This is a genomic window from Chryseobacterium sp. MYb264 (assembly GCF_035974275.1).
Lineage (GTDB): Bacteria > Bacteroidota > Bacteroidia > Flavobacteriales > Weeksellaceae > Chryseobacterium.
Map to the genome: position 1 here is coordinate 946,377 of NZ_CP142422.1, position 11,369 is coordinate 957,745.

An 11,369-nucleotide genomic window follows, 5' to 3' on the forward strand; every position below is an offset into this window, starting at 1 on the left:
TCCCATTTCAATTTTTGATTGCCCAAAATTAAGAAATCCTACATTTTTCGGCAACATTTTTATACTGATTTTATGATTATTTTTCCTTTTTTGGATTGTGTAAAAATAAGGTAATTTTCACCACCATCTTTTAATCCGTATTTTTTCTTGATTTCTTCAGGTTTTAAAGGATAATTTTTTGAAATAATATTAAACTGACTTTTCTTTTTAATCTGCTTAGCGTCAATAACTTCAATTTCCAAAATTCTTCCGGGAAAGTCTTTTATTTTTTCATTGGAAGTGTAAATATGAGTATTCGGATGAAGTTTTTTCAAGCCAAATTTTTCTGAAATTAAATTGAAAACTCCAGCTTTTAGCATTGAATTATTAGGAATATAGATGAAATTTTCAGGTTCATCGTATGTTGCATGAACATTTTCCTCTTCTCCAAACTTATAGGTAAAAGTAGATTCATCACTTTCCAGATTCACGCAATTGCAGGTAATTTCTCCTGTATTTTCCTTTGACAGAAAGACAACAACTTCTTTTACATCGTTCTTCAACGCAATAATATCAATCCTGAAAATGCTTGGTAAAACAGACACCAAATATTTTAAATCAATTAAAGGCGACAGTTTTATCACTACTTCATTAGAAATCGACAATAATTTTTCCTGAATTTCAAGAATATTGGGTGACAAATCTTCCAATAGAAAGACCTTATTTTTATTATTATCTCTTCGCGCCGGATCGAGATAAATTACATCAAAAGCTTCTTTATTTTGATTCAGAAAATTTTCCAGTTTTTGATTAATAAACTTTGCTTTTTTTTCTAAAACCGTCCAATTATGCTCAACAATTTCTAACAGTTCAGGATTTTGTTCAACTAAAGTTATTTCGCTGAAATTTTTGGATAAATAATAGGCATCAATTCCAAAACCGCTGGTTAAATCAATGAATTTTGTTCCTTCTAAAAGTTCTGATTTATATAAAGCTGTTTTTTCGGAGGAAGATTGTTCTAAACTTAATTGTGGCGGGAAAATTATACCCTCTTTTAATAAAAACGGAAATTTCTTTTGTGCAACCTGTCTTCCCTTAATCTGCTGAACAATTTCCTGCATAGAAACTTCAGGAAACGGGGATTTTTTTAACAATAATGAGTGCAAGTCTGTGTTTAGATTTGCATTGATGTATTTTTGGACTTCTTGATTTAATATTGTTTTTCCCACGGATTACACAGATTTTCACAGATGATTATGGATATCACTCTGCTGAGATTTTATTAATCTAAATTTCCATTTATTTTTCGGAAGATATTTTTAGCAATATAATCTGTATTGAAATTGACTAATATTCCCAACTTCATATCAGATAGTTTAAGATAAGTCAGCAATTGTTTATGATGAACTTCGCTAATTTCTTGGATTGATTTAATTTCTATAATTACCTTGTTTTCAACAATAATGTCTGCAACAAAACTTGAATCAATAATAATATCTCTAAATTTTATAGACATTGGAACTTGATTCCGGACTTCTAATCCATGACTTTCCAGTTCAAGCATTAAAACTTTTTCATAAACTTTCTCTAATAAACCAGGTCCTAATTCATTATAAATAGAAAATATCGATTTTCTGATATAAAAACTTATCTCATTTTCTTTCACCGTAATGTGTTTTTTGTGTTTATAAAATTTTCAAAGAATAATATTCATAATCATTTGTGAAAATCTGTGTAATCCGTGGGAAGCAAAAAGTTATTCAAACATTTCCGCCCAACGAACCGGTTTAATTTCCTTTTCGTTGTATAATTCTTCTACGGACTTTTTAACGTCTAATTTCGGATATAAATTCACTCCGATCAGCTTTATTTTGCCTTCTTCAACCCATTTTTGCTCTTCAACAGCATGATCGTAGATTTTCTTCTGGATAATTCCTTGCTTTAAAAGTTCAAGGTAACCTCCTGCTTCTTCAATTTCTACGAACAAAGCCCAAGATTTTTCTGCAATCTGCTGCGTAATATCTTCTATATAATAACTTCCGTTTGAAGCATCTTCAAAGACATTAATAATACTTTCATAAGCCAAAACAATCTGCTGTTTGAAAGAAATTTCTTCCGAATTATCTGTAGATCTGTCAACTAAATAATTATTACTGAAAACTGCATCTGCGCCGCCAATCATAGCAGAGGCCAGCTCTAAAGTCGAACGGATCAGGTTGTTTTCATTATCAGCAACCGCTTTATTTCGCAACGAAGTTTCTGCAAAAATGTATGGAATTTCGTCTAAGTTATATTCTTTTGAGAGTTGATTGAAAACCATTTTAAATGCTCTCAGTTTTGCCATTTCGAAGAAATAATTTCCTCCGACAGCAATTCTGAAAATCAGTTTATATAAAATTTCCGAGCCATATACTTCAACCAGTTCTTTTGTTTTTGCCAAAGCAATTCCTAATTGCTGGTAAATGGCTGCTCCGGCATTTTGATGAAGAGAAATATCTACGCAAACGTTTCTTCTAAACTGTTTTGCCAATAATTCTTTCACTAACTGATCATTAATCGTAGCTTCTTTTTCCTCAAAAACATCAATTAACGAAAAATACTGATCTTCTTCTTTCGGACTGATGTGTCCCGCCAGATCAATATTATTCACGAAAATAGTTTTCTGTTCAAGGTTTTCTACATTCTGATCCAAAATAAAGGCAAATACATCCTCTTCTAAACTTTCGTGATATCTTGACACCAAATGCGTGCTTTCTTCGATTTTTGGAAGGTTTACCAAAGACTTTTCTACCGAATCATAAAAAGGTTTCACTACAATTCCTTCCAGATTTTCTTTTGAAAGAATTGAGTAAATATCATCAGTTTTAAGTTGTTTTTTAACTAGATCTTCCCAGGCTGTATTTGACATTGATTTTTTTTTGGAGTTGTGAATTGTCAATCCGCTTTGTTTGTCAATTTAAAAATTCACTTGCGAAGCAAAATTCACTATTGACAATTGATAAAAATTTATTTTTTCGCCACCTTCGTACTGTCCACTACCAGAATAAAGATTTCTTCATCCGGCTTTTTCATGAAATAATTTTCTCTTGCGTATTTTTCTTTTTCAGATTTATTGTTCATCAATTTTTTATAAAACGCGTCATTTTTTTCGTATTCGGTTTTATAATATTGAAGTTGTTCTTCGTATTTGTTAATCTCGCCATTCAGCTCATTGATTACCAAAAACGAAGTTTTATCAAAGAAAATCATCCAGACCAGAAACATACCAATAGTAATGGTATACTTATTCAGAACATATTTCTGAATAATTTTGAAAGTCTCAGACTTTGGCTGAATGTCTTTAATAAGTTTGTTTTCTTTCATTTTAATGTTTTCTCAACGAATTTTTAATAACAGTTGTTAAAAAATCAATCGCTACGGAATTTTGTCGCATGTTGGGAATAATTAAATCGGCTTCGTTTTTAGACGGTTCGATAAATTCCTGATGCATGGGTTTCAATGTGGTCTGATAACGGTGTAAAACTTCACTTAAATCACGTCCCCTATCTTGTGTATCCCTCCTAATCCTTCGAATTAACCTCTCATCAGAATCGGCATGCACGAATACTTTTAAATCAAATTCCTTTAGCAATTCTTTGTTGGTAAGAACCAAAATTCCTTCTACCACCAATACATTTCTAGGCTCTACAGTAACGTGATCTCCTGTTCTGCCATGGGTTACAAAGCTGTAAATAGGCTGTTCAATGGGTTCGTTGCTTTTCAACGCTTTTACATGCTGTATCAACAAATCAAAATCGATGGATTTTGGGTGATCATAATTTAAAGCTTCTCTTTCTGTAAGCGTAAGATTATGATTATCATGATAATAATTATCCTGAGAAAGGATATTCATTCCTTCGATATCAAGCTGTTGAAGTATCTTGTCAACAACCGTAGTTTTGCCGGATCCTGTACCTCCTGCAATTCCTATTACAAGCATTCTTATTTGTTTCTTTATAGTTTTTACAAATATACTATTTTATTTAAAAGGTGGAAAAAGGATGCGAGAAGATGCATGCTTTTTTAAACAAAATTTTCATATGTTAGGCCTTCTGTATTTTTCTTTTTAACGCTGAGATCGCTAAGAAAATCATTTAGCACAGTGAATATTTTTAGCTCGCAAGGGCGCTTTGCTCAACAAATGATAGCGACGTTTTAATTATACCATTTTGTCTTTAAGATTTTCTTTAAATTATTTAACTCTTTCAGGGTTACATAATTATAAAACATGCGTATTCATCGGGTTTCACCTGACGCTATTCATATTAAACCACTTCGTGGTTTTTTGGTAAATTTATAACAAAAAGAATATTAATAGTCATTAAGTCGTTTGACTCCGTCGAAATATTATTCATCGACTCAAAGGAAATACTTCACGATTTCATTTGTAAAAATCAACGGAGATTTCAATTTTAACAAAAAAATCCGACATTACTGCCGGATTCTGTTATACTATTTCGCTTGTTAATTCTCTTGAAATAAGTCTTTCATGCATAGGTTTTAAAACATCTAAAGAGCCTGTTTTTACTGTGCATTTGCCTTTGTAATGCACCAACATGGTACATTGCTCGGCCTGTTCTAAGGTATGCTTGCAAATTTCGATCAAACAATCGATTACAAAATCAAAAGTATGAATATCGTCATTATGCAACACCAATTTATACACTTCATCCGTATCGTCCAGCACCAGCACTTCTTCTTCATACTGACGTTTCGGATTGTCGTAATCTTTTATACTGTTATAAAAAAACATTTTTCTTAATTCTTTTAAACTTCGCCTATTTTTTCGGCTAAATCATTGATATTATTTGGCGCTTCATACACCAATTCCACAAGCTCAACGCTTTTATTATTCATTTTCAAGATCTTGAAATGATAATTTTCCATGTCAAACTCCTGATTTTCTTCAGGAATATCTTCCAATGCGTGAAGAATAAATCCGGCTAATGAATTGTACTCACTTTCCTCTGAAAGCGGTAGTTTTTTAGGTAAAAATTCATTGATCTCATCCAAAGGCTGAGTGGCCTGTACCCAATAGGTATTTTCGGCAATTTTATCAACAATTTTCTCTTCATCGTCTTCTTCATCCTGAATTTCACCCACCAATTCCTCTAAAATATCTTCAAGAGTAATGATACCTTCCGTTCCACCAAACTCATCGATAACAATCGCTAAATGCTGTTTCTTCTGCTGGAAAATCTTCAATAGATCCGAGATCTTTTTGCTTCCAACTACGAAAAAAGCATCACGCATCAGTTCTTTAAGATCTTCGTGATTCAGCTCACCTTTTCTCTTTACAAATTCTCTAATGATCTCTTTCGTGTATAAAATACCGATCACATTATCGATAGAATCAACATACACCGGAATTCTGGAATATCCGCTTTCCATGATTTTGTTGATGATCTCATTGATATCTTCTTCAAAATCGATCGATGTAATATTCTGACGAGGAACCATGATCTGTTTTGCCGAGTGATCTGTAAAATCAAAGGCATTTTTAATGATCTCATAGTTTTCCTCCTCAATTTCGCCGCTGTCTGCACTTTGTTTTACCAACAACTGCAATTCTTCAGTAGAGTGAATCTCCTGTTCGGAAGCCGGGTGAATTTTAATTAATCTTAAAAATCCGTTCGACATCAAATTCATCAACCAGATAAATGGTTTGAAAACAGTATAGAAAACTCTCAACGGCACTGCTGTAGCCATTGTAGTAGCTTCTGATTTTCTGATCGCGATTGATTTCGGAATTAATTCCCCAAAAACAATATGCATTACTGTAATTAATACAAAACTTACAACAACTGAAATTGTTGTGATCGTTGTTTGAGCCATTTCTACATTCAGAGACTGAAAAATGCTTTCCACAACGTGGTGTAAGGCGCTTTCTCCCACCCAACCTAAGGCTAGTGAAGCCAATGTAATCCCCAGCTGCGTTGCCGACAGGTATTCATCAAGATGCTTAATGATATGCTCTGCCTGCTTCGCCATAGAGTTACCTTCGGCTGCTTTTAATTGGATTTGAGAATAACGAACTTTAACAATTGAAAATTCTGCGGCTACGAAAAAGCCATTAAGTAAAACAAGTAATAAGGCTAGCAAAAGCCTGACTATGTCCGAGTCCATTTAGAAATTATATAATTTATTCTTACAAAGATATACAAAATAAAAATAACAAAAAAAGCATTGAGATACCCAATGCTTTTAATATTTTGTTAAAAATGTAATTTCTTACGAATTTTTCAAGGCTTCTGCTCCGGAAACGATCTCTAAGATTTCGTTTGTAATAGCAGCCTGTCTTGCTTTGTTGTAGAAGATCACAAGATCATTTTTCAAGGCCTGCGCGTTGTCTGTTGCTTTGTGCATTGCAGTCATTCTCGCTCCGTGTTCAGATGCAACTGAATCTAAGATTGCTTTGAAAACCTGAGTTTTAATAGATTTCGGAATCAAATTATCTAAGATTTCCGCTTTATTTGGCTCAAAAATATAATCTGTCTCTACTTGAGATTCTGTAGTATCTACCTCTTCCATAGAAATAGGAAGAAGTTTTTCTGTAGTTACTTCCTGAGTAGCAGCATTGACGAATTTATTGTAAATAACATATACTTCATCAAATTTACCTTCAGTAAAGCTTTTCATAACACCTTCTGTAACATGTGCTACTGTATCAAAGTTCAAATTATCAAAAACTGAACTTGCGTTAGCATATACTGTACGTGTTTTTCTTACCGCATCGTACGCTTTTTTACCAATAGAAAGAACTTCTACCTCGTATTGAGAATTGTTCTGAAACTGGGCATTAAGCTCTTTTACGATAGATGAGTTGAAAGCTCCCGCCAAACCTCTGTTTGAAGTAACAGCGATGAAAAGTACTCTTTTAACCTCTCTTTTTTGAGCATAAACAGAAACCTGATCAGGATCTGAGCTAGAATTTACATTCTCGATCAATTCCTGCAATTTTTCAGAATAAGGTCTCAACATTACGATGGCATCCTGTGCTTTTTTAAGTTTCGCAGCGGAAACCATTTTCATAGCACGTGTAATCTGCATCGTAGATGAAATTGACGATATTCTACCTCGTATTTCTTTTAAGTTTGCCATTAATTTTGGTTCAAGGTTTAAGGTCTAAAGTTTAAGGTTTAAAACATTTAATTCTAAACCTTAAACATTGAATTTTTTAGTTATATTTAGAAGCTAAATCGTTAGCAGCCTGCTTAAGAACGCTAGTAATATCGTTATCGATTTTTCCAGCTTTAATAGCAGCCATTGTTTCTGGGTGCTTAGATCTTAGGAACTCGATATATTCTACCTGGAATTCTTTTACTTTTTTGATAGGAACGTTTCTCATTAAGTTTTCTGTTCCGGCATATACCATTGCTACCTGACTATCTACAGGAAGTGGTGCATTTACCGGCTGCTTAAGGATTTCTACGTTTCTTTCTCCTTTAGAGATTACTGCTAAAGTAGAAGCATCAAGGTCTGAACCGAATTTCGCGAACGCTTCCAGTTCTTTATACTGAGCCTGATCTAACTTAAGAGTACCAGACACTTTTTTCATTGATTTGATCTGAGCATTACCTCCTACTCTCGATACAGAGATACCTACGTTGATCGCAGGACGAACCCCTGAGTTGAACAAGTCAGACTCCAAGAAGATCTGTCCGTCTGTAATAGAGATTACGTTTGTTGGGATATACGCAGAAACGTCACCCGCCTGAGTTTCAATGATTGGAAGTGCCGTTAATGAACCGCCACCTTTTACGATTGGCTTTAAAGATTCTGGTAAATCGTTCATTTGGCTAGCAATTTTATCATCAGCGATTACTTTTGCCGCTCTTTCCAATAATCTTGAGTGAAGATAGAAAACGTCTCCAGGATAAGCCTCACGTCCCGGTGGTCTTCTCAATAGTAGAGAAAGCTCACGGTAAGCTACCGCTTGTTTAGATAAATCATCATAAACGATCAAAGCTGGTCTACCAGTATCTCTGAAGAACTCACCGATAGAAGCACCTGCCATTGCAGAATATACCTGCATTGGAACTGGATCTGATGCGTTAGCTGCAACGATTACAGTATATGCCAAAGCTCCTTTATCAGAAAGCGTTTTAACGATTTGTGCTACAGTAGAAGCCTTCTGACCGATAGCAACATATATACAATATACAGGCTTACCTGCATCAAAGAATTCTTTTTGGTTGATGATCGTATCGATCGCAACAGTAGTTTTACCTGTCTGTCTGTCACCAATGATAAGCTCTCTCTGACCTCTTCCTACAGGAATCATCGCATCAATTGCAACAATACCAGTTTGTAAAGGCTCAGTTACCGGCTGTCTGAAGATAACTCCGGGAGCTTTTCTTTCTAATGGCATTTCATATAAATCCCCAGTAATAGGACCTTTACCATCGATAGGGTTACCAAGAGTATCTACTACTCTACCTAACATTCCTTCTCCTACTTTAATAGAAGAGATTCTGTTTGTTCTTCTTACTGTATCTCCTTCTTTTACTAATTTACTTTCACCTAATAAAGCAACACCTACGTTGTCTTCTTCAAGGTTTAGTACAATACCTTCTACATCGCTAGCAAACTTCACCAACTCACCGTATTGTACATTTTCTAACCCGTATACACGAGCAATACCATCACCGATGGTTAAAACTGTACCTACTTCCTCAACGTTTGATTGAGTATCGAAGTTGGCCAATTGCTGTTTTAAGATCGCAGATACTTCTGCCGGATTTATTTCTGCCATTGTATGGTTGTTTTTTTCTTAATTTAATTGAAAATCTTTTTTCACTTGGTTTAATTTCGCTTTCACAGAAGCATCTACCTGCTGGTCTCCTACTCTTAAAATGTATCCTCCTAAAATCGAAGGGTTTACATTTACTGTAAGATCAAAATTAGCATCTGCTTTTACTAAGCTTGTAGATTTTAAAATCTGCTCGATATTCTCCTTTGTCAATTCAGTCGCAGTTGTTAAAGTAATTCTCTTAACACCATTGATGTCTTCCACTTTATTGATGAATTCCTGAGCAATGTTCTTCAGTTGATTTTCACGACCTTGCTTAATAACAAGTGTGATTAAATTCTGAGAAGAAACAGATAAACCTTTAAATATTTCGTTTGCTACTTCTACTTTCTTTTTAGAATCGATGTAAGGCGTAAGAAAAAATCTGTTCAAATCTTTAGATTCGTTCATGATCTTCACCACATCTTTCATTTCAGAAAATACAGTAGCCGTTTGCCCTGATTCGTTTGTAAAATCAAGTAAACCTTGTGCGTATCTTTTAGCTACTTTAGATGTAAGCATTCTTAGTTAAGGTTAGATTTGTTTATATAATTTTGAACTAATTCGTTTTGAGCCTCGCTGTTATCAAGCTTTTGCTTCAAGATAGATTCTGCGATGTTTACAGATAAAGTACCAATTGTAGTTTTGATGTCTGCCATAGCAGCATTTTTCTCAGCATTGATAGATTGTCTTGCCGCTTCGATCAATTTTTCTCCTTCAGCTTTTGCAGCATCTTTAGCTTCACCTACGATTCTGTCTTTGATCTCTCTAGCTTCTTTTAGGATAGCATCTCTTTCGATCTTAGCCTCACGCATAATTCTTTCGTTGTCAGCTTTAAGATCTTCCATTTCTTTTTTAGCCAATTTAGCCTGGTTAAGAGCATCCTGAATATTGTCTTCTCTTGTTTTTACAGCGCTAAGAATAGGCTTCCATGCTAAAGATTTAAGAAGAACCACTAGTAATAAAAATACTACAGCTGTCCAGAAAATATTACCAATTGAAGGAGTTAATAAGTCCATTTTATATTCAATTATTATTTTTAATTTGTTTTAACTTTTTTAAAAGAATTCTACAAACCAACCGTTTGTAGAATTCTGTTTGTTTACTATCCGTTTCCTAGTAATGCTACTACGATACCGAATAGACCAGCACCCTCGATAAGAGCCGCTGCGATAATCATTGCAGTTTGGATTTTTCCTGATTGCTCTGGTTGTCTTGCAATACCTTCCATTGCGCTACCACCAATTTTACCAATTCCCAATCCTACACCAAGAACTGCTAAACCAGCTCCGATTGCTGCGATACTACCTGTCATAATATTATATATTTAAAAAGTTATTTTATTTCTTAATTTGTTTTTTGTCACTTTTTTAGTGGTGATCGTGGTGAGGCTCCTCAACCGCAGATCCGATAAACAATGCTGTTAACATTGTAAAGATATAAGCCTGTAATGCTGCTACCAATACTTCCAACACATAGATAAATAATGATAAACCTAATGATACCGGAGTAATAGCATACGTTTGCATGATGAAGATCAACGCGATCAAACTCATGATGATGATGTGTCCTGCCGTCATGTTAGCAAAAAGACGAATCATCAATGCGAAAGGCTTAGTAATAATTCCTAATAATTCTACAGGAACCAAGATAATGTAAACCAAGATCTTTCCTGCGAAAGGCATGTTGCTTCCTAGTGGATCGAACATGTGCATCCAATATGTTTTTCTACCGCTTAAGTTCACAATTAGTAAAGTGAATACCGCTAAAACCATTGTGAAAGCAATGTTACCAGTTGTATTTGCTGCTCCCGGAAGTAATCCTAAGATGTTAAGAACCCAGATGAACAAGAATAAAGTAACCAAATAAGGTACATATTTCTGATATCTTACAGATCCAATATTTTGAAGAGCGATTTCGTCTCTTACGAAAACTACGATCGGCTCGATAAACTTAGCAATTCCTGAAGGAACCTGAGATTTTTTATAACTTGAAGCTGAAGCAAGACCAATAATTAATAAGATCACTGCAGCTAATAACATTTGTGCAACAACTTTAGTAATAGAGAAGTCTAAAGGAACATCATTTGTTGGGTGACCTTCGTGCATATCCAACGTTCCGTTTGCATCTGTTGCGTAGATTTTATTGTGGAATACTTTGTAAAATTTACCATCCACTTCTGCAACATTCTCCTCCTCGTGTCCGAATTTTTCTGAACTGAAAACTTTCAACCCATTATCCCATAAAATTACAGGCAAAGAAATTCCTACAGAATTGTGACCTTCACCCCAAAGATGCCAATTGTGAGCATCTGCAATATGGTGCATAATAAATGGAACAGGATTGTACTTTTCCTCTTTTACGGTTTCCGTACTTCCTTCATGTGTTTCTGCAAAGCCGAAGCAGAAAACAATTAGATGCAGGACGATTAACAGTTTTTTAAAACTCATAACTAGATTCTATTTCTAAAATTTTTGCAAAAATATAAAATTATATTCTATTTTTAGTAATTCTTTAATTTATTATGACATGATATTAGTCTTGTTTTTTCACCAGCCTA

At 34.3% G+C, this 11,369-nt stretch carries 13 protein-coding genes; all 13 read right to left on the bottom strand.

Annotation, left to right across the window (positions count from 1 at the left end):
* Positions 1-59: 59 nt before the first annotated feature.
* The 13 genes from VUJ46_RS04135 to atpB all read right to left on the bottom strand — a co-directional run bounded on the left by VUJ46_RS04135 (position 60) and on the right by atpB (position 11,259).
* Positions 60-1,208, bottom strand: coding sequence for a class I SAM-dependent methyltransferase (locus tag VUJ46_RS04135; RefSeq protein ID WP_326983741.1), 1,149 nt, complete (start codon positions 1,206-1,208; stop codon positions 60-62).
* A gap of 53 nt (positions 1,209-1,261) precedes the next feature.
* The gene (locus VUJ46_RS04140) at positions 1,262-1,645 is read right to left on the bottom strand and encodes a GxxExxY protein (RefSeq protein ID WP_326983742.1); all 384 of its coding nucleotides are present in this window, start codon (positions 1,643-1,645) and stop codon (positions 1,262-1,264) included.
* A gap of 90 nt (positions 1,646-1,735) precedes the next feature.
* On the bottom strand, positions 1,736-2,887 hold the full coding sequence (locus VUJ46_RS04145) for a methylmalonyl-CoA mutase family protein (protein ID WP_326983743.1): 1,152 nt from the start codon (positions 2,885-2,887) through the stop codon (positions 1,736-1,738).
* 98 nt (positions 2,888-2,985) lie between these two features.
* Positions 2,986-3,342 carry an FtsB family cell division protein gene (locus tag VUJ46_RS04150; RefSeq protein WP_326983744.1) on the bottom strand — a complete coding sequence of 119 codons (357 nt, stop codon included), beginning with the start codon at positions 3,340-3,342 and terminating at the stop codon, positions 2,986-2,988.
* Position 3,343: 1 nt separating this feature from the next.
* Positions 3,344-3,958 carry a uridine kinase gene (gene udk, locus VUJ46_RS04155; protein WP_326983745.1) on the bottom strand — a complete coding sequence of 205 codons (615 nt, stop codon included), beginning with the start codon at positions 3,956-3,958 and terminating at the stop codon, positions 3,344-3,346.
* Positions 3,959-4,465: 507 nt separating this feature from the next.
* Positions 4,466-4,771 (bottom strand): ATP-dependent Clp protease adaptor ClpS, encoded by a 306-nt coding sequence (locus tag VUJ46_RS04160; protein WP_326983746.1) that lies wholly within the window; start codon positions 4,769-4,771, stop codon positions 4,466-4,468.
* A gap of 14 nt (positions 4,772-4,785) precedes the next feature.
* Positions 4,786-6,144, bottom strand: a complete 1,359-nt coding sequence (locus VUJ46_RS04165; protein ID WP_326983747.1) for a hemolysin family protein — start codon at positions 6,142-6,144, stop codon at positions 4,786-4,788.
* Between the two features lie 105 nt (positions 6,145-6,249).
* Positions 6,250-7,119: an ATP synthase F1 subunit gamma gene (atpG, locus tag VUJ46_RS04170; protein WP_326983748.1), complete on the bottom strand. Its 870-nt coding sequence runs from the start codon at positions 7,117-7,119 to the stop codon at positions 6,250-6,252.
* A gap of 76 nt (positions 7,120-7,195) precedes the next feature.
* Positions 7,196-8,773, bottom strand: a complete 1,578-nt coding sequence (atpA, locus tag VUJ46_RS04175; protein ID WP_326983749.1) for a F0F1 ATP synthase subunit alpha — start codon at positions 8,771-8,773, stop codon at positions 7,196-7,198.
* A gap of 18 nt (positions 8,774-8,791) precedes the next feature.
* A complete protein-coding gene (gene atpH, locus VUJ46_RS04180; protein WP_267402907.1) occupies positions 8,792-9,331 on the bottom strand; it encodes an ATP synthase F1 subunit delta in 540 nt (179 codons plus the stop codon).
* A 2-nt stretch (positions 9,332-9,333) separates the two neighbouring features.
* Positions 9,334-9,828 carry a F0F1 ATP synthase subunit B gene (locus VUJ46_RS04185; RefSeq protein ID WP_267402906.1) on the bottom strand — a complete coding sequence of 165 codons (495 nt, stop codon included), beginning with the start codon at positions 9,826-9,828 and terminating at the stop codon, positions 9,334-9,336.
* Positions 9,829-9,914: 86 nt separating this feature from the next.
* Positions 9,915-10,124, bottom strand: a complete 210-nt coding sequence (atpE, locus tag VUJ46_RS04190) for an ATP synthase F0 subunit C (protein WP_034675836.1) — start codon at positions 10,122-10,124, stop codon at positions 9,915-9,917.
* A gap of 55 nt (positions 10,125-10,179) precedes the next feature.
* Positions 10,180-11,259, bottom strand: a complete 1,080-nt coding sequence (gene atpB / locus VUJ46_RS04195; RefSeq protein ID WP_326983750.1) for a F0F1 ATP synthase subunit A — start codon at positions 11,257-11,259, stop codon at positions 10,180-10,182.
* Between the last annotated feature and the right edge of the window lie 110 nt (positions 11,260-11,369).

Bases quoted from the DNA above. Each gene is read 5' to 3' on its own strand.
- VUJ46_RS04145 (WP_326983743.1), bottom strand. From the start codon at position 2,887: ATGTCAAATACAGCCTGGGAAGATCTAGTTAAAAAACAACTTAAAACT.
- VUJ46_RS04150 (WP_326983744.1), bottom strand. From the start codon at position 3,342: ATGAAAGAAAACAAACTTATTAAAGACATTCAGCCAAAGTCTGAGACT.
- udk (WP_326983745.1), bottom strand. From the start codon at position 3,958: ATGCTTGTAATAGGAATTGCAGGAGGTACAGGATCCGGCAAAACTACG.
- VUJ46_RS04160 (WP_326983746.1), bottom strand. From the start codon at position 4,771: ATGTTTTTTTATAACAGTATAAAAGATTACGACAATCCGAAACGTCAG.
- VUJ46_RS04165 (WP_326983747.1), bottom strand. From the start codon at position 6,144: ATGGACTCGGACATAGTCAGGCTTTTGCTAGCCTTATTACTTGTTTTA.
- atpG (WP_326983748.1), bottom strand. From the start codon at position 7,119: ATGGCAAACTTAAAAGAAATACGAGGTAGAATATCGTCAATTTCATCT.
- atpA (WP_326983749.1), bottom strand. From the start codon at position 8,773: ATGGCAGAAATAAATCCGGCAGAAGTATCTGCGATCTTAAAACAGCAA.
- atpH (WP_267402907.1), bottom strand. From the start codon at position 9,331: ATGCTTACATCTAAAGTAGCTAAAAGATACGCACAAGGTTTACTTGAT.
- VUJ46_RS04185 (WP_267402906.1), bottom strand. From the start codon at position 9,828: ATGGACTTATTAACTCCTTCAATTGGTAATATTTTCTGGACAGCTGTA.
- atpE (WP_034675836.1), bottom strand. From the start codon at position 10,124: ATGACAGGTAGTATCGCAGCAATCGGAGCTGGTTTAGCAGTTCTTGGT.
- atpB (WP_326983750.1), bottom strand. From the start codon at position 11,259: ATGAGTTTTAAAAAACTGTTAATCGTCCTGCATCTAATTGTTTTCTGC.